The organism is Rathayibacter sp. AY1F9, from assembly GCF_002932155.1.
GTDB lineage: Bacteria > Actinomycetota > Actinomycetes > Actinomycetales > Microbacteriaceae > Rathayibacter.
Genome location: NZ_PSVA01000032.1, coordinates 1 through 16999, shown reverse-complemented (window position 1 = coordinate 16999; position 16999 = coordinate 1). Strand labels below are relative to the sequence as shown.

Here is a 16999-nt window from a genome sequence, read left to right as displayed (position 1 = left end):
CCGAGAGGCCGGGACAGCCCTGGTCCGGGGCCGCCCGGCCTCTCGGCCTCCGTCGTGGCGGCGGATCAGGTGATCAGCGTGTCTACGTACTCCCGGTTCTCGTCCATCCACGCGGCGAGGGCGGCGGAGCGGTCGTCGGCCCCGTCGTTGAACAGCGCGTTCTCGAGCGAGTAGAGCGTCTTCGAGTCCATCCGGAAGTCGCGGATCCAGCGGCTCATCGTCGGGTAGTCCGCGTCGAACGCGGCCGAGCCGAAGGAGTGGATCCCCTCCGCCTGCCCGAGCAGGCCCTTCGGGTCCTCGAGGTCCTTGACCGGGAAGGCGTCGTAGGCCCAGTGCGGGCGCCAGAGCGTGACGGCGATGTTCTCGCCCGCGGCGGTCGCGCTCGAGAGCTCCTGGAGCATGGCCGGCGTCGACGAGGTGAGGTAGTCCATCCCCTCCAGGCCGTAGCCGGGGATGACGTCCTCGGTCGTCGTCTTGTTGAGACCGGAGCCGGGCTCGATGCCGATCAGGCGGTTCCCGACGACGCCCGGGTCGGCGGCGAGCTCCTCGAGGGAGTCGATCGGGGCGTCCTCGTTGACCGCGATGGTCAGCTTCGCCTCGTCGTTCCACGCGCCCAGGTCGACGATCGAGTCGCCGTACTGCTCGACGTACCGGGCGTGGGTGAGCGGCAGCCAGGTGTCGAGGGCGAGGTCGTAGTCGCCGGTCGAGAGGCCCTGGAAGCCGGGGGCGACGTCGGCGTTCTGCAGGGTCACGTCGTAGCCCTGCTCCTCGAGCACCGCCTCCCACAGAGCGGAGACGGCGATCCCCTCGTCCCAGCCCTGGAACACGGCGACGGTCACGTCGGTGCGGTCGCCGTTGTCGACGGAGGCGGCGGTGGCGGGAGCGGCGAGGGTCGCGGCCCCGAGGGACGCGACCAGGCCGATCGAGACGACGCCGACGGCCGAACGGGTCGCCATGACGGCGCGGCGGTTCTTCGCCCGGGCGACCCTCGCCGGCGAGGGCGAGCCCAGCGCGCCGGTCATCCGGTCGAGGACGACCGCGAGGATCACGACGGAGACGCCCGCCTCGAAGCCGAGCGCGACGTCGATCCGGTTGAGGCTCGCGACGACGTCGCCGCCTAGCCCTCCGGCGCCGACCATGCCCGCGATGACGACCATCGAGAGCGAGAGCATGATGACCTGGTTGAGGCCCGCCAGGATCGAGGGCAGCGCCAGCGGCAGCTGGATCTGCCGGAGGATCCGCCACTTCGAGGAGCCGAACGACTCCCCCGCCTCGACGAGCTCCGGGTCGACGCCGCGGATGCCCAGCTCGGTGAGCCGGACGCCCGGCGCCATCGCGAACACGATGGTCGCGACGATGCCCGGCACCACTCCGACCCGGAACAGGATCAGCGCGGGGATCAGGTAGACGAAGGCCGGCATCGTCTGCATCAGGTCGAGCACGGGCCGGATGACCGCGGAGGCCGTGCGGTTGCGCGCGGCGAGCACGCCCAGCGGCACGCTCAGCGCGATGGCGATCACGGAGGCGACGAGCACCAGCGCGAGGGAGTCCATCGCGTTCTCCCACTGGTCGACCCCCACGATCAGCAGGAGCCCCACGGCGGTGCCGGCCGCGAAGACCCAGCCGCGGACGGCGTAGGCCAGTACGGCGAGGAAGGCGACGATCACCCAGAAGGGCGGTGTCGCGAGGACGAGGTCGACGCCGGAGTAGAGGGCGCCGAAGACGGTGCGCAGCAGGTCGAAGACCGGCTGGAAGGTCTGCGTGAGGACGTCGACGGCACCCTCGGCGAGGGCGCCGAGCGGGAGGCGGAATCCGAGATCGGTCATCGTGCACCTCCGTCCGCCGCGAGGACGGCGTCGTCGACGGGGCCTCCGGTCGCGTGCAGGGTCGCGGTGACGACCTCGGTCGAGACGGTGGCGGGCGGCTCGATCACCGGGTGCTCGCCGGTGCGGGCGGGCACGTTGCCGAGCGCCGCGAGCAGGGTCACCCGCGGGATCGCTCCGAGCAGACGCCCGTCGGCGTCGACCACGGCGACCGGCAGCGCCGACTCGACGGCGGGCTCGATGACCTCGCTGAGGGCGGTGTCCGGACCGACGGTGACGACGTCGGAGGTGAGGACCGCCGAGAGGTCGCCGGTGCTCCGGCGCACCTGCTCGATCACGTCGCGGTCGCGGACCGTGCCCAGCAGGCGTCGTCCGCCGCCGACCACGAACGCGGCCGAGGTCTGCAGGTCGCGCATGCTCCGGAGCGCGGCGCGGGGACCGGCCGCGAGGGTGACCACGGAGCGGGCGGGCTCCATCACGGCGGAGGCGGTGAGCACGCGGGCGCGGTCGACGTCCTGCACGAACTGGGCGACGTAGTCGTTCGCCGGATCGGTGAGGATCTCCTCCGGGGTGCCGATCTGGACGATGCGGCCGTCGCGCATCACCGCGATGCGGTCGCCGAGGAACATGGCCTCGTTGAGGTCGTGCGTGATGAAGACGATGGTCTTGCCGAGCTCGTGCTGCAGCTCGATCAGCTGCTCCTGCATCTCGCGGCGGATCAGCGGGTCGAGTGCCGAGAACGCCTCGTCCATCAGCACGATGTCGGTGTCGGCGGCGAGCGCCCGGGCGAGGCCGACGCGCTGGCGCATGCCGCCGGAGAGCTCGTCGGGCATCTTCTCGTGCCAGCCGGCGAGACCGGCGCGCTCGACCGCGAGCAGGGCCCGCTCGCGGCGCTCGGCCGCGGGGACGCCCTGGATCTCGAGCGGGTACGCGACGTTGTCGAGCACGGTGCGGTGCGGGAGGAGCGCGAAGTGCTGGAACACCATCGACACCGACGAGCGGCGCACGCGGCGCAGCTCCGCCTCGGAGACGCCGGTGATGGTGGAGCCCTCGATCAGGACCTCGCCCGCGGAGGGCTCCTGGAGCCCGTTCAGCATGCGGATCAGGGTGGACTTCCCGGAGCCGGAGAGGCCCATCACGACGAAGATCTCGCCGCGGCGCACGGTGAAGGACGCGTCGATCACCGCGGCCGTGCCGAGTCCGGCGAGCTCGCCGCGGTCGGCGCCCTCGCCCAGTCGGCGGACGACCTCGTCGGGCTTCCGGCCGAACACCTTGAAGAGGTGGCGGGCCTCGAGAGCGGGGGTCGCGGGATCGGCGCCCGCCTCGCTCCGGGGCTCGCTGATGATCTGCTGGTTCTGGTGCACGTACACTCCGTCGGCGCGCAGGGACGACGCCCTGCGCTCATCTCGTGGTGCCGGGTCGGGAGCGTGGGACAGCCGTGCGTCGAGCCTCCGCGTGCGTCCCGCCGCTCAGCGCGGCAGGGGGTGGAGGCGAGAGCGTCCGAGGCGGCCTCGGGGCCGCCTCCACTCCCGTTGACCGTACGATCGCGGCGCGTCCTGGGGGACGCCGTGCGAGCGCGGACCGGTTCATCGGGGCCCGTGAGGACCGCCGACCACGGTAGCCGCGGAGCCGCCGAGGGGCAAACGTCGGACAATTGCGGGGGCGGGTCCAGGGGTGGCGGTGAACCGATCAGCGCAAGTGAAAGTGCTGGTCAAAGCTGGTTTCCGGACTGTTGCGCGATCGTTACCGTGGTGGCGCGGCCGGCGGCGCTCGTTCCGGCCGGTCTCCATCCGCCGCTGCTCGACCGGCGAGGAGGCCCCGCAGCTCAGACGGTGGTCTCGCCCGCCGGGCCCGAGGGGGCCGCCGCGCCGACTCCACTGACAGGCTCGCCCTGCCAGGACACGAGCGTCCACGCGTCGCCCGAGCCCTCGAGGACGACGACGCCGGTGTTGTCGAGCAGGTGGTCGGCGATGAAGCGCGCATCGAGGTCGAGGGAGCGCAGACCCGCCCAGCAGCGGATGGCCGCGCCGTGGCTGACCAGCGCGACGACCTCGTGCCCGAGCGCCTCCGCCTCCGCCACCACCGCGTCGTAGCGCGCCGCGAACTCGTCGCCCGTCTCGCCGCCCGCCAGCCGGATCGACGTCTCGCCACCCGCCCAGCGGAAGACCGTGCCCATGTACTCCTCGACCGCCGCCCCGTCGCCGCGCATCTCGAGCCCCGCGGCAGCGACCTCGCGGATGCCGTCGCGCTCGATCGGCTCGAGCCCGAGGGCCGCGGCGAGAGGGGCGGCCGTCTCGTGGGTGCGGACCATCGTCGAGACGAGCAGCGCGCCGATCCCCTCGCCGGCGAGCCGACCGGGCAGTGCCGCGGCCTGGGTGCGGCCGAGGTCGGTGAGCCCGGGTCCGGGGATGCGGGTGTCGAGGAGCCCGGCGACGTTGGAGGGGGTCTGGCCGTGGCGGATCAGGAGGAGGCGCATCCGCCCACGCTAACCGCGGAGGCTGGGCTTCCGGGGCGCGCGGTCGCGCTCGCTCCCGCCGTTGTGCGGCGAGTGCGGCGCTGTCACGATGTGCGGGGACGCTCCCGGACCGGGAGCCGCAGACGGACGGGACGGGCGGACATGGCCTCCGAAGACGGTTTCTCGAAGGACGAGCGCGCGGCGATGAAGCAGCGCGCGGCCGAGCTGCGGGCGGAGGCGAAGCGGCAGAAGAGCGCCGACAAGGCCGACGCCGACCGCAGGGACGCGGAGGCCGCGATCGCCGCGATGACCGACGAGGAGCGGCCGATCGCCCAGATGCTGCACGACATCGTCGGCGAGACCGCTCCCGACCTCCTCCCGAAGACCTGGTACGGCTTCCCCGCCTACGCGCGCTCCGACGGCAAGGCGATCGTCTTCTTCCAGCCCGGCGCGAAGTTCGGCACGCGCTACTCGACCCTCGGCTTCCAGGACGGCGCGCAGCTCGACGACGGCACGATCTGGCCGACCGCCTACGCGCTCGTCTCCGCCGACGCCGAGACGCGCGCCGCCGTCACCGAGCTGGTCCGCCGCGCGGCCGGGGCCTGATCCCGTGGCGCACGTCTACGACGAGATCGACGAGAGCCTCTCCTCCTGGATCCACGAGCAGCCGATGTGGTTCGTCGCCACCGCGCCCCTCGCCGCGGACGGGCACGTCAACATGTCGCCGCGCGGCCACGACTCGTTCTCGATCCTCGGCCCGCGGCGGGTCGGCTGGGTCGACTACACGGGCAGCGGAGTCGAGACGATCGCGCACCTGCGCGAGAACGGGCGCGTGTGCTTGATGTTCGCGTCGTTCGGATCGCGTCCGCGCATCGTCCGCCTGCACGGCACCGGCTCCGTGCACCTGCCCGGTTCGGAGGCGTTCGCCGAGGTCGCGGAGCAGCACCCCGAGCACCCGAGCACCCGCGCGGTCGTCACCGTCGAGCTCACCCGCATCAGCGACGCGTGCGGCTGGGGCGTGCCGGCGATGGAGCCGGTCGGCGAGCGCGACCTGCTCCTCCTCCAAGCCGAGAAGAAGGGCCCCGACGGCATGGCCGAGTACCGAGCCACGCGCAACGCGGTCAGCATCGACGGGCTGCCGGGCTACCCGCTGGACTGAGCGGGCGGGAAGCGGCCGCAGCGCGGCGCGCACGAGCACGCCGACCGGCTCGAGCAGGGTCTCAGTGACGACGGCGAGCGGGTTCGACCCGGTGGGGCGGGAGTCGACGGACAACCGAGCCGTCGGCACTCCCGCAGCAGACAGGACGTCCTCGGGGAGCGGCTCTGCCGGTCGCTGGATCCCTTCGGCAGCCTCTTCTCGGTGATGCGAGGGCCGCCCGACGACGCGGCGTCGACCAGACCGTCGCGGTCCGTGACACGGCGGGTCGCGACGGGTCCTGGAGGAGAAGGCGCTGACCCTACTGGCCAGCGCCGGCGGGTCCCTCGCCGACCGTGCGCCGGGCGATCAGCCATCCCTGGCTGGTGGGGCGCAGCAGCTGCGTGATCGAGGCCACCGCCCACACCTCCGGGTGCGCCGGAGTGCCGCGGGCGAGAGAGAGGGTCGAGTGCGCGGACGCGCCCTCGACGGTGCCCGGCGTCACCGTGATGTCGCTGGTCAGGTGCAGAGTCCCGGACGGTTCGGCCGCCCAGATCCTCGTGACGGCCGCCCGGACCGCGTCGTGGCCGGACGCCTCTCCCTGGGCTCCGTCGAGGACCATGTCCTCGGTGGTCAGCGCCAGGTAGCCGTCGACGTCGCGAGCCGTCGCGAGCTCATCGGCTCGGCGGACGACCGCAGCGAGCTGCCGCCGGTCGTCATCGGAGAGGTCGGTCACGCTGAGGGCCCGCCGGGGCGCAGCCATCCGCTGATCTGCGCGACTCTGTCGGGCGAGAAGACCCGCTTCGGAACTCGGCCCTGGACAGCCTTCGCGGGGACGGAGGAGTAGGCCGAACCGGTCTGGTCGGCGTACTGCGCCACCCGGAAGCTCACGGCGAGGCTGCACAGCGCGTAGGCCTCGCTCTCGCTGAGGCCCGACGCCGCATGCAGCCAGGTGATGAGACCGCGGAGGCATTCCACCAGGGCGTCGTCGAGGTTGTCGCTGAACCCGAAGCCGATCCACTCCGTCGCCGTCTCGACCAGTGGTCCGGTCAGCGGCACTGCCCTGTGGAGGTCGTAGCGGATGACGAGTTCCTCGGCGGCCGTCTCGATGGCTGTCTGATCGACGACTCCGTCGCCCTGAACGGCGTGGATGTCGCCGAACCAGACCCGACCACCGGGAGTGAACACCGGGAGGAAGACCGAGCTGCCGGCTGTCAGCGCGTTGACGACGAGGTTGCCGCCGTAGGGGCCCGAGAGGATGGCGCTGGTGGGTTCCTCGCCCGCCGGCTCGGTGCCGATGACCCCGATGAACGGATCGAGGTCGAACTCCACACCGGGGACGAATTCCGCGCGCCGGCGGTCGTCATCGAATCGGAAGTAGTGCAGGTACGGCTCAGAGAAGTCGTGAGGCAGCGCGCCGACTCCGAGCGGGAAGCTGTTCCACCCCCAGTCGAGTGTGCGCAGCGTCTCGATGGTGCACTCGATGACATCGCCAGGGGCGGCACCGGTGACCTCGACAGGTCCGAGCATCGAATACGGGCCCTGCGGGTACTTGTGGCGAAGAGGTTCCCGTTCGGCGAACGTCATCCCGAAGACTGCTTCGTCGCCCCAGTGCGTCCAGGTCGCGGGGAACGACACCCGATCGCCGGAGTCGATGGATGCGACCGGCGGCGCGGTCGGGTCGAGGTAACCGGAGCGGACCGTGCTCGCGGTCGATGGCACGGAGTGGGTTTCGGGCATTTCCTACCTCCGAGAAGTCGAGGGTCCCACTCTGCTCGGGGACGACGGCGTTCGCCTTCGTCATTCGTCGAGTCCTCGACCGCTGACCGCCGCTCAGCGCGACGGGACCGGTTCGCGGAAGCACGCACGAGGACGCTTCGCACACGTCCCCAGGGGATGTACTCCTGGGACCAGTAGTCGGCCCGGATCTTCAGGAGGGGCCCCTCGACGGCGGAAGCCACCGAGATGGAGCGAAGGTCCCGGAGGGTTCCCGCGATGCGTGTCTGCGGGTCCTTTCGAGCTCGCTCGACAACTGCTCGGGAGTGATTCGCGTCGGGAGGGACGACCGCGAGCAGCCGCCGGCATCCACCGGAGGCGCATTCGACGGTCCCGCTGACGAGCTCGCTCCCCTGTGGACGGTCGATGGCCGAGGCCGCCAACCGCGCTGGTGAGGCTCATCCACGGGTCGGGACGAGAGCGAGCTCCGGGGAGCTCCGGCCGATCCCAGGAGGGGCGGACGTGGAGCGCGGCTGAGGCCTGCTCGATCGACGATCCGATCGGACGGCGTCCACACCATCGGCCCCGCAGAGATCCCCTGGCCGATCCGCCCGCCGCTACCCCCGCTCGTCGACGGCCCGGATCGAGAACAGCTCCTGCGGGGTGCAGTCGAGCGCGTCGCAGATGAGCGTCAGCGTCGTGAAGCGGATCGCGCGGGCGCGGTTGTTCTTGAGGATGGAGAGGTTCGCCATCGTGATGCCGGTGCGGGCAGAGAGGGCGGTGAGGGTCACGCCGCGCTCGGCCAGCACTGCTCCGAGGTGGCAGTCGATCCGGTGCCTCTCGTCGTCGGCGGGCTCAGACAACGCCGTCGACGTCCCGTTCGAGCTTCGCGCCGGCGCGGAACGCCGCTGTCAGGGCGAGGGCCACCACTCCGGCGAGCAGGACGGGGACGGGCCACTGCGGCAGGTTCGTCCCGATGGCCTGGTAGTCGCCGCCGAGGAAGGCGTCGCGCTGCTCGTCGGTCACCCAGCCGGCGGCGAAGAGCAGGCCGATGCCGGAGCTGAGGTACAGGCCGGCCGCGGTGTCGGCGAGGCCCTGCGCCACTCCTCCGATCAGCAGTGCGAGGCTCAGACGGCGCCAGTTCGCGAGGACGAAGGGGTCGAACGGGCGTCCGGCCGCGATGCCGCGGAGGACCCGCAGGAGGAAGACCGTGGCGAGGACGATCGTGACCGCCTGGAGGAGGCTCGGCAGCGCACCGAGCAGGCGGAGGGAGAGGGCGGCGTCGGCGAGCGTGGGCGCGGTGCCCTCGCGCGGCTCGGCCTGCAGCAGCTGCGGGAGGCTCCGGAGCGGGAGGCGGCCGTCCGCTCCCCCGAAGACCAATAGGGTGCGCCCGGTGGTGACGGTCCAGGTCTGCAGGAGCGCGGTGAGCACGGAGAAGACCGCGACGATGAGCAGGACCGCTCTCGCCACCCGGAACACGCGCGGACGCTCCCGGACCGGTGCGCTGGGGATGACACTCGTCATGGCGTGCTCCTTATCGATCGTCGATGTTATCGAGTATCGATACTACGCACGCCGGTCCGCCGATGTCGACCCGCGGCGCCCCGCCGACCACGGAGACGGCGGGAGGGGTGGTTGCCCGGGGCGAGGAGCCCGATCTAGCGTGGAGGGATGTCGGATGCGAGGGAGCGCGCCGCCCGGTACCGGGCCGGCGTCGCGGGCGAGGACGAGGCGGAGCAGCCCGCCCTGCCGGAGGATCCGCTCGAGCGGGCCGCGTTCGTCGAGACGGCGATCCAGCTCGCGATCCGCCGCGGCGACTTCGACGACCTGCCGGGATCGGGGAAGCCGCTCCCGGACCTGGGCGCGGCCCACGACCCGGACTGGTGGATCCGCCGCAAGATCGAGCGCGAGAACCTCACCGGGATCGGCCCGGCCGCCTTCCTCCTCCGCGCCGAGGACCGCGCGCTCGACGAGCGCCTCGACCGCTTGCACCGCGAGGAGGAGGTGCGCGCCGAGCTCGCCGACTTCAACACGCGGGTGATCGAGGCGCGCCGCCAGCTGCTGGGTGGGCCGCCCGTCGTCACCCGGCTCCGGGACGTCGACGAGGAGGTCGCCGCCTGGTCGCAGCGGCGCGCCGATCGCGCCGCCGAGGCCGAGGCCCGGGCGGCCGCCGAGCCGGAGCGGTCCCGCCGCTGGTGGTCGCGTCGGCGCTGACGTCCCCGGAAACCGGACAGATCTGCCCCTCCCACTGGGGTCCCGCCCCGGGAAACCGGGCGGGAGCGCGCCTCCGAATCATGCGTGCACATCAAGTCGACCGGAGTCCGCATGCTCACCGCCACCACCCCCGCACGCCTCCCGAGGGCCCACCCCTCGACCCTCGCCGCGCCGCCGCTCGCACTGCTCGAACCCGACTCGGACCGGATGCTCGTCATCCGCGCCGCGGAGGGCGACGACCGCGCGTTCGCCACCATCGTCCGCCGCTACACCGGGCTGCTCCGCGCGACGGCCGCCCGCACCCTCCGCAGCAGCGCCGACGTCGACGACGTGGTGCAGGAGACGTTCCTCGCGGCGTGGACCCACGTGGACAGCGTGATCGACGGCGAGACCATCGCCGGCTGGCTCGTCACGACCGCCCGCCGCCGCAGCGTCGACCGGCTCCGCTCCAGCGTCTCGCGGCTGCGAGCCGAGCTGGACGACGAGTTCCCCGCCTCCGCCGCCGACGACCCGGAGCACGCCGCGCACTGCGGATCGCTCGCCGCCGACGCCAACCGGGTGCTCGCCGCGATGCCCCCGGCCCAGCGCCGCTGCTGGGAGCTGCGCCAGCTGGAGCAGTGCAGCTACGACGCGATCGCGCACGAGCTGGGGCTCACGACCTCGACCGTCCGCGGACTACTCGCCCGCGCCCGCGGGACCCTCCGCACGGAGCTCGCCCACTGGCGCTGATCCGCGCTGCGGATCTCGGCGCAGGCGACCAGGCGGGGGCCTTCAGCGGAGGAGGACCGGCCCCGCGCCGATCCGCACCCGGAACAGCGAGTACGGGTACGTCCGCAGATCCGTGCCGCCCTGGTAGTCGGCCTGGCGGTGCAGCTGGTTCGCGGTGACGTACAGGTGCTCGTCCGTCGCGATCGACATCGTGTCCGGCCAGAGCAGCCGCTCGTCGTGCACGATCGTCTCCATCGTGCCGTCGGTGCGACGGCGGACGATCGCGTTGTTCTCGTAGCTCGTGGCGTAGAAGCGGCCCAGCGCATCCGTCTCGAGGCCGTCCGCTCCCCCGCCCTTGTCGCCCTCGTCGACGACGGTCGCCGCGACGTCCTCGTCCGGCACCGACCGGTCGACCAGGGCCGACGTCGCCACGCTGAACCAGCGGCGGGAGGCGAGCGGGCAGTACCAGAGGCGCTCGCCGTCGGCCGAGATCGCGATGCCGTCGGCGCCCATCGTCACCGGCTGCGGGTCGCCGTCTGCCGGGCGCTTCATCAGCACGCGGCCCTCGGCCATCGGCACGAGCTCCGGAGGAGTGAGCGCCTTCGTGCTCGGGTGGTCGTGCAGGCGACGCCAGGCGGTCCCCGCCTCGAGGTCGACGACGATGATCCCGTTCGGGCCGGAGTCGGCCGAGTCGGTGATGTAGGCGATGCCGCGCCGCAGATCGAAGCGCACGTCGTTGAGGTAGGTGGTCGGCAGGGCGACGTCCGGCTCGAGGACGATCACCTGCTCGACGGTGTCGGTCGCCAGATCGACGCGGACGAGCTTGGGGCCGCCCTTCTTCGTCGGCTCGAACATCGGGCTGCCGGTGTCGAGGATCCAGAGCCGGTCGGCCGGATCGACGACGATGCTCTGCACCGAGACGAGGGCGCCGGCGTCGTCGATTCCCGACGGCGTGTTCCAGGCCTCGTCCGGGTAGGGCACCGCCGCTCCGTCGACCAGCTCCACGACCGTGGCCGGGACCTCGTCTCCCCACTTCGGGAAGTTCACGAAGATCCGCCCGGTGTGCGAGACGCTGACGCCGGTGGGCATCGGCCCGCTGGTGAAGGCGTGCACGAGCTCCAGCTCGCCGAGCGGCTCGTCGACCGGGCGCGTGCCGCGGGTCTCGTCGGTCGGTCCCCAGAATCCCATGGTGCTCTCGCTGTCCTCCCGCCGGCGCGGGCTCGTGGCGGTCTCGGTGCCGGTCGGGTGCGGAGTCGGTGCCCGCCGCGACCGGTGCTCTTCATCCTGCGCGTCGGCGCCGGTCGGCGGGGAGGAGGTGGCGGAGGAGGCGGCGAGCGCCTAGCATCCGGCCGCCTCGGGCGACCCGGGAGCCGCGACCGAGGAGGCGGAGGAGGGCCGGCCCGCGTCCGACTTCGGCACGGCCTTCACGAAGGGGCTCAGCATCGGGACGCGGCAGTGCCCGGTGGAGCGGGTCGCCTCGGCGGCCGCTCCCGCCGCCCGCAGCGCACCGCCCCCCGCCGTCGCGCTCACCCGCTGGTCGGCGGATCGACGGACCGCTGATCCGCCGGCCGTCCGCTTCCGGACATGACCGCTAGAGGGCGTTGCCACTGCGGCCGCTCACCTGCCACGGTCGCAGAGCGACCGACGACGGTCCACCGATCAGAAGGACCGAGGCCCGCTCATGGACGACTCCTCTTCGACCGAGACCAGCACGAGCGAGATGACGCCCGAGGTGCTGGCCGCGTTCAGCGACGCCTGGACCCGCCACGACCTCGAAGCGCTGATGAGCCACATGACCGACGACTGCGTCTACGGCGCGTCCGTCGGCCCCGAGCCCGGCCGCACCTGGACGGGGAAGGAGCAGGTCCGCGAGGGATTCGCGCTCATGCTCGCCTTCGACACCGGACAGGAGCGGCACGAGGAGGGGGCTCCCCTCATCGCCGGGACGCGCGGCGCGGCCACCTGGTCCTTCACCGGGACCGGCCCCGACGGCCGACCCCAGGTCACGCGGGGCTGCGACATCTACGAGTTCCGCGGCGGGAGGATCGCCCGCAAGGACGCGTTCCGGAAGGTCTACCGGGCGGACGAGGAGTAGTCCAGGTCGGCCTCCCTCGCGCAGCGGAGCCGGAGCGGCGTCCTCGTACCGGGTGGCCCCGCGCCTGCCCGCGGAGCTGATCGCATGGCTGGCCACGTCGGCGGGCAGCTGGGTCGTCGGGCAGGTGCTCACGACCGACGGCGGGTTCAGCCTGTGACCGGAGCGGCGGCGCAGCGGCTCCGGACCTAGTCGGAGGCGACGGCCCGCACGACCGCGCGGGCGACCTCGAGCACCTCGCGCTCGTGGCTCAGATGCACCTCGTGCACGGCTCCCGGCCAGGACAGCAGCGGCGCGTCCAGTGCGGCGGCCACGCGCCGATGCGCGCGATGCAGGGAGGACCCGGGCCGGCGGTCCGCAGTCACCACGGCCGCGGGGACGGCGGGCAGCTGAGACTCGTCGAAGCCCCGCGCCACCTGCTCCAGACCGGCGGCGGCGGCGGCGAGCCCCGGCAGGTCGACGTCCGCCATCGCGAGAGCGGCCGCGCGCGCGTCCGGGCTCATCGCGTAGCGCCTCGCCGACCGGGCGGCGCTCGTGCGCAGCAGCGCGGACAGCGCTCGGCCGAGCCCCGGCAGCCTCGAGAGCGTCGCCGTCGCCCGGGCCGTCCGCTCCACCTGACGCGCCAGTGCCGTGTCGTTGACGGGCGTCGGGTCGAGGAGCACCAGTCCCGCGACGTCCTCGGGATGATCGCGAGCGAGCAGCATCGCGACGGCACCGCCGAGACTCTGGCCGATCACGACGACCGGACCTGTCCCGAGGCCGGCCAGCACGGCGTGGACGGCGTCGGCGGCGTCGGTCAGTCCGCCGGCGACCTCCGACCCCGCTGTGCCCGGTCTGTCGTAGAGGACCACCCGGCAGCCCGGATCGACGATCAGGCCCTCGACCAGCCCGGGGAAGAAACGGTCGACGGCCTCGCCCCCGCCCGGCAGGAGGAGCACGGCCTGCCCGGATTCACCCCGCACCTGCAGCATCCGGCGAGCCTAGCCGGGGAGCCGTCCGGCGCCGACGACCGGCGCGGCCGGGCCCGGGGATGATGGGCGCATGGGAACTCGTGGGGCCGGAGTGCTGTGGGTGGTGAGCGCGCTCGCCTACGTCGGAGCGGAGGCGGTCGCCGCGTCCGCGTTCCCGGGCTACAGCTACGCACGGAACTACATCAGCGATCTCGGCGTGCCCGAGGTGGGCGTGTTCCAGGGGCGCGCGATCGACTCGCCGCTGCACGCGGTGATGAACGCCGGATTCCTCCTGCAGGGGGCGCTCTACCTCGCCGCCGCCGTCACGACCGTGCGGGCGGCGCGGGGTGGATCGCGGGGGCTGTTCCTCTCCCTCGCCGTGGTCCACGCCGTGGGCATCGCCGTGGTGGGCCTCGTGCACGGGAGCAGCGCCAGTGCGCAGAACGGGATCGGCGGCCTGCACGTGGTCGGCGCCGCGATGGCGATCGTCGGCGGCAACGCGGCCTCGATCGTCGCCGGTGCCGCGGCCCGGCGCGGCCGCGCCCCGTGGGCGCTCGGGACGGTCGGGATCGTGCTCGGCGCGGTCGGCCTGCTCGCGCTGCTGATGCTGCAGGTCGACACCCGCGTGCCCGGCGTCGATCTGCTGCCCGACGGCGTCTGGGAGCGCGCCTCCGTCTACGCCGTCACGGCCTGGCAGCTCGCGACCGGCCTGCGGCTGCTCCGACGGCCGGAGGTGCCGCGGCAGCCGCGGCCTCCTCAGACCGCGGGCAGCGGCGCGCAGGTGCGCAGCGCCGTGCACCGGCTCTTCCAGCTCGGGATCCGGATCCCGGAGGCCCTCTCGGTCGTCGTGTTCGACGACAACCCGTGGAGCGAGCTGGTCACCCCGCCGCTCAGCGTCGTCCGCCAGCCGATCGACATGCTCGCCCGTCACAGCGTCGAGCTCGTCCTCGCCCGCATGCAGGGCCGCCTCCCCGAGGCGCCGCAGCACATCGAGGTGCAGGCCGACCTCGTCATCCGCTCCAGCTGCGCCGCACCCCCGCAGCGCTGATCCCCCTCCCCCCTCCGAAAGGCACGCCATGTCCGATCCCGTCGTCGTCACCGCGATCTTCACTCCCGCCGAGGGGCAGCGCGACACGCTCGTCGCCGCCCTCTCCACCGCCATCGCGGAGGTGCACGAGGAGGAGGGCTGCGAGCTCTACGCGATCCACGACTCGCCCGACGGCACCATCGTCATGCTGGAGAAGTGGACGAGCGGCGACCTGCTCGACGCGCACGGCGCCGGCGAGCCGGTCGTCCGCCTCAACGAGGCGATCCGCGGACTCGTCGCCCACCCGCCCGTCGTGACGCGGCTCGTCCCGATCCCGGCCGGCACCTCGCAGCAGGGCGAGCTCTAGCACCCGGGGGCGGGGCCGCTCCGGATCCGGATCGCGCGCCTCCCGCCGGAAACGCGCGCGAAACAGCGGAGGCCTACGGTCGGGAGCGACCCCGCCGCCCCGGCCGCTCCCTGGAGGATCCGCATGCCCCGCCCCGCCTTCCCCGCCCCGCCCAGCGCCGAGCTGCACATCCACCTCGAGGGCACGATCGAGCCCGAGCACATCGTCGAGATGGCGCGCCGCAACGGGGTCGCCCTGCCCACCGAGGATCTCGACGCCCTCCGCGCGCGGTACTCCTTCACCGACCTCGCGTCGTTCCTGGAGCTGCACTACTCGAACCTCACCGTGCTGAAGACGGAGCGGGACTTCTTCGAGCTCGCGACCGGCTACCTCGACCGGGCGCAGAAGGCGAACGTCCGCCGCGCCGAGATCTTCTTCGACCCGCAGACGCACCTCGGCAACGGCGTCGCGCTCGACACCGTGATGAGCGGGATCACCCGTGCGCTCGGTCGGAGCGAGGAGACCCACGGGGTCTCGACGGACCTGATCATGTGCTTCCTCCGCGACCTGGGCGCCGACGCGGCCGACGAGATGCTGACGGCGATCCTCCCCTGGCGCGAGCACATCATCGGCGTCGGGCTCGACTCGAACGAGGTGGGCTTCGGCCCGGAGCTGTTCGTCGACGTCTACGCGCGCGCCGCGGCGGACGGACTGCGCCTGGTCGCGCACGCCGGCGAGGAGGCCGGGCCCGAGACGGTCGCGGCCACCGTCGAGCTGCTGAAGGTCGAGCGGATCGACCACGGGATCCGCGCGATGGAGGACCCGGAGGTCGTCGCGATGCTCCGCGAGCGCCGCATCCCGGTGACGGTGTGCCCGCTGTCGAACGTCGCCCTGCGCGCGGTGGACACGATGGCCGACCACCCGCTGCCCGCGATGCTCCGCGAGGGACTCGTCGTGACGGTCTCGAGCGACGATCCGCCCTACTTCGGCGGCTACGTGGATGAGAACTACCGCGCCCTGGTCGAGGAGCTGGGGATGGACGACGCGCAGCTCGAGCAGCTGGCGCTCAACTCCTTCGACGCGGCGTTCATCACGGAGGAGGACCGCGAGCGCTGGCAGGCGGAGGTGCGCGAGCACTTCGCGCGGTGAGCGCGTCACTGCCCAGAGAACGATCGTTCCCACCCTCCCCGCGCGCTGAGCCCTCGTTCCGCGGTCGCACGCCTCCGCGCCCGCCCTACGCTGGCCGGATGACCCGATCCGACGGCACACGATGAGCTGGGTGCTCCTCACCGGCGCGATCCTCACCGAGGTGACGGCGTCGCTCGCCCTCCAGGCCGCCATCGAGTCGCCGGGCTGGTACGCCCTCGTGGTGGCGGGCTACCTGGCGGCGTTCGTCCTCCTCAGCCGGGTGCTCAAGGCCGGCATGCCGATCGGAGTCGCGTACGGCGTGTGGGGCGCGTGCGGCGTCGCGCTGACGGCGGTCCTCGCGGCCGTGCTCTTCGGTCAGCCGCTGACGGGCGTGATGACGATCGGGCTGGTGCTGATCATCGCGGGCGTGCTGATGGTCGAGATCGGCTCGCAGCGAGCGCAGGCCGCGCGCCGGGCGGTGCGCTGATGGCCTGGCTGCTGCTCTCGGGCGCGATCCTCACCGAGGTCGCCGCGACGATGAGCCTCAAACCCGCGACGGACGGCCGGAAGCGCTGGTACGTCGTGGTCGGAGTCGGCTACGTCGTCGCGTTCACGCTGCTGGCCGGAGCGCTCGCGCAGGGCATGCCGATCGGGGTGGCCTACGGGATCTGGGCGGCGGTCGGAGTCGCGCTGACCGCGGTGCTCGGCCGCTGGCTGTTCCAGGACCCGCTGACCTGGACGATGCTCGGCGGGATCGGCCTGATCATCGCCGGCGTGCTGCTGGTGGAGCTGGGGCACTGACCGGCCGAGTGTCGTCGCGGCGGGAGTCTCTCCCGCTCAGCGGCCGTCGCGGCGGGAGCGCGCCTCCTCAGCCGTCGTCGCGGCGGTAGCGCGACGGAGTCACCGGTTGTCGCGGCGGTACCGCGCCTCGCGGCCGGCGATGTGGAGGCCGAGCCCGGTGACCGCGACCGCGAAGGCGACCAGCACGCCGATGAACGCGATCTCGTCGCCCGCTCCGACCGCCACGGCCGCGGCGGCGAGCCCGATCAGCGCGAGGGCGAGCACCACGGCGCCGACGGTCTCGAGAGGACTCCAGGCGGTCATGGCTCCAGCGTGCGCTCGGAGCGGCGCGCGGGCAAGGGGCGGCAGGCGAACAGGACACGACGTCCCGCCGACCGCGGAGGTCCGCGCGGGTCCCAGCACATGACCCGTCCGCCCGGACGTCGGCCGACCGGGTGCTGCGGATCGCGGAGCTCGTCCGAGGCGGTCCGCGGTGCGAGCCCGCTCCGTCCGTCCCCGCCGGAACGCCCCCGCCCGTTCGCGACTCCGATCGGCATGCCGGCCTTGAGCACCCGGCTGAGGAGGACGAACGCCGCCAGGTAGCCCGCCACCACGAGGGCGTACC

At 73.0% G+C, this 16999-nt stretch carries 21 protein-coding genes and 1 pseudogene; 10 read left to right on the top strand and 12 right to left on the bottom strand.

Translation table 11 applies throughout. From position 1 onward, the window contains the following. Positions 1–65: 65 nt before the first annotated feature. The 3 genes from C5C37_RS18035 to C5C37_RS15695 form a co-directional block, all read right to left on the bottom strand. Positions 66–1826, bottom strand: a complete 1761-nt coding sequence (locus C5C37_RS18035) for an ABC transporter permease/substrate binding protein (protein ID WP_104224879.1) — start codon at positions 1824–1826, stop codon at positions 66–68. Next, entirely contained in the window at positions 1823–3187 is a 1365-nt protein-coding gene (locus C5C37_RS15700; protein ID WP_374952941.1) for a glycine betaine/L-proline ABC transporter ATP-binding protein, read from the bottom strand. Before C5C37_RS15700 ends, C5C37_RS18035 begins: the two co-directional genes overlap by 4 nt. A gap of 461 nt (positions 3188–3648) precedes the next feature. Further along, on the bottom strand, positions 3649–4299 hold the full coding sequence (locus C5C37_RS15695; protein ID WP_104328039.1) for a histidine phosphatase family protein: 651 nt from the start codon (positions 4297–4299) through the stop codon (positions 3649–3651). A gap of 141 nt (positions 4300–4440) precedes the next feature. On the opposite strand from C5C37_RS15695, the gene C5C37_RS15690 reads away from it, so the two are divergent. Both C5C37_RS15690 and C5C37_RS15685 read left to right on the top strand, forming a co-directional pair. Beyond that, complete coding sequence (locus C5C37_RS15690; RefSeq protein WP_104339232.1) at positions 4441–4884, top strand: hypothetical protein; 444 nt, start codon at positions 4441–4443, stop codon at positions 4882–4884. Between the two features lie 4 nt (positions 4885–4888). Continuing rightward, positions 4889–5437 carry a pyridoxamine 5'-phosphate oxidase family protein gene (locus C5C37_RS15685; protein WP_104339231.1) on the top strand — a complete coding sequence of 183 codons (549 nt, stop codon included), beginning with the start codon at positions 4889–4891 and terminating at the stop codon, positions 5435–5437. Between the two features lie 298 nt (positions 5438–5735). On the opposite strand, the gene C5C37_RS15680 is transcribed toward C5C37_RS15685, so the two are convergent. From C5C37_RS15680 to C5C37_RS15665, 4 genes are all read right to left on the bottom strand, one after another. Further along, positions 5736–6149, bottom strand: coding sequence for a nuclear transport factor 2 family protein (locus C5C37_RS15680; RefSeq protein ID WP_181127440.1), 414 nt, complete (start codon positions 6147–6149; stop codon positions 5736–5738). Continuing rightward, a complete protein-coding gene (locus C5C37_RS15675; protein WP_104269671.1) occupies positions 6146–7153 on the bottom strand; it encodes an acetamidase/formamidase family protein in 1008 nt (335 codons plus the stop codon). Before C5C37_RS15675 ends, C5C37_RS15680 begins: the two co-directional genes overlap by 4 nt. Before the next feature lie 593 nt (positions 7154–7746). Continuing rightward, positions 7747–7992, bottom strand: coding sequence for a helix-turn-helix transcriptional regulator (locus tag C5C37_RS15670; RefSeq protein WP_104224883.1), 246 nt, complete (start codon positions 7990–7992; stop codon positions 7747–7749). Beyond that, the gene (locus tag C5C37_RS15665) at positions 7985–8653 is read right to left on the bottom strand and encodes a DUF2975 domain-containing protein (protein ID WP_104315649.1); all 669 of its coding nucleotides are present in this window, start codon (positions 8651–8653) and stop codon (positions 7985–7987) included. Before C5C37_RS15665 ends, C5C37_RS15670 begins: the two co-directional genes overlap by 8 nt. A 147-nt stretch (positions 8654–8800) precedes the next feature. Between C5C37_RS15665 and C5C37_RS15660 the strand changes: the two genes are divergently transcribed. Beyond that, complete coding sequence (locus C5C37_RS15660) at positions 8801–9343, top strand: DUF1992 domain-containing protein (protein WP_104315650.1); 543 nt, start codon at positions 8801–8803, stop codon at positions 9341–9343. A gap of 84 nt (positions 9344–9427) precedes the next feature. Continuing rightward, positions 9428–10072 carry an RNA polymerase sigma factor gene (locus C5C37_RS15655; protein WP_104339230.1) on the top strand — a complete coding sequence of 215 codons (645 nt, stop codon included), beginning with the start codon at positions 9428–9430 and terminating at the stop codon, positions 10070–10072. A 42-nt stretch (positions 10073–10114) separates the two neighbouring features. On the opposite strand, the gene C5C37_RS15650 is transcribed toward C5C37_RS15655, so the two are convergent. After that, the gene (locus tag C5C37_RS15650; RefSeq protein WP_104315657.1) at positions 10115–11239 is read right to left on the bottom strand and encodes an L-dopachrome tautomerase-related protein; all 1125 of its coding nucleotides are present in this window, start codon (positions 11237–11239) and stop codon (positions 10115–10117) included. Between the two features lie 150 nt (positions 11240–11389). Next, positions 11390–11581, bottom strand: a complete 192-nt coding sequence (locus C5C37_RS17270) for a hypothetical protein (RefSeq protein ID WP_146076637.1) — start codon at positions 11579–11581, stop codon at positions 11390–11392. 151 nt (positions 11582–11732) lie between these two features. Here C5C37_RS17270 and C5C37_RS15645 point away from each other — a divergent pair, with 151 nt between their 5' ends. Further along, complete coding sequence (locus C5C37_RS15645) at positions 11733–12146, top strand: nuclear transport factor 2 family protein (RefSeq protein ID WP_208543359.1); 414 nt, start codon at positions 11733–11735, stop codon at positions 12144–12146. Positions 12147–12331: 185 nt separating this feature from the next. Here C5C37_RS15645 and C5C37_RS15635 read toward each other — a convergent pair whose 3' ends face one another. Continuing rightward, complete coding sequence (locus tag C5C37_RS15635; RefSeq protein ID WP_104339229.1) at positions 12332–13114, bottom strand: alpha/beta fold hydrolase; 783 nt, start codon at positions 13112–13114, stop codon at positions 12332–12334. A 70-nt stretch (positions 13115–13184) separates the two neighbouring features. Between C5C37_RS15635 and C5C37_RS15630 the strand changes: the two genes are divergently transcribed. The 5 genes from C5C37_RS15630 to C5C37_RS15610 all read left to right on the top strand — a co-directional run bounded on the left by C5C37_RS15630 (position 13185) and on the right by C5C37_RS15610 (position 16395). After that, positions 13185–14141, top strand: a complete 957-nt coding sequence (locus C5C37_RS15630) for a DUF998 domain-containing protein (RefSeq protein WP_258063359.1) — start codon at positions 13185–13187, stop codon at positions 14139–14141. Between the two features lie 28 nt (positions 14142–14169). Continuing rightward, the gene (locus tag C5C37_RS15625; RefSeq protein WP_104269675.1) at positions 14170–14487 is read left to right on the top strand and encodes a putative quinol monooxygenase; all 318 of its coding nucleotides are present in this window, start codon (positions 14170–14172) and stop codon (positions 14485–14487) included. A gap of 123 nt (positions 14488–14610) precedes the next feature. Beyond that, the gene (locus C5C37_RS15620; protein ID WP_104288790.1) at positions 14611–15615 is read left to right on the top strand and encodes an adenosine deaminase; all 1005 of its coding nucleotides are present in this window, start codon (positions 14611–14613) and stop codon (positions 15613–15615) included. Between the two features lie 121 nt (positions 15616–15736). After that, a complete protein-coding gene (locus tag C5C37_RS15615) occupies positions 15737–16081 on the top strand; it encodes a multidrug efflux SMR transporter (protein ID WP_104269826.1) in 345 nt (114 codons plus the stop codon). Next, positions 16081–16395 carry a multidrug efflux SMR transporter gene (locus C5C37_RS15610; RefSeq protein ID WP_104224891.1) on the top strand — a complete coding sequence of 105 codons (315 nt, stop codon included), beginning with the start codon at positions 16081–16083 and terminating at the stop codon, positions 16393–16395. The genes C5C37_RS15615 and C5C37_RS15610 overlap by 1 nt, the downstream gene beginning before the upstream one ends. A 99-nt stretch (positions 16396–16494) precedes the next feature. Here the strand turns inward: C5C37_RS15610 and C5C37_RS15605 are convergent, their stop codons facing one another. Together C5C37_RS15605 and C5C37_RS17980 are read right to left on the bottom strand one after the other, a co-directional pair. Then, complete coding sequence (locus tag C5C37_RS15605) at positions 16495–16698, bottom strand: hypothetical protein (protein ID WP_104248362.1); 204 nt, start codon at positions 16696–16698, stop codon at positions 16495–16497. Then, positions 16695–16999 (bottom strand): annotated as a pseudogene (locus tag C5C37_RS17980) (hypothetical protein); the annotation flags it as partial. The pseudogene C5C37_RS17980 and the gene C5C37_RS15605, both read right to left, overlap by 4 nt.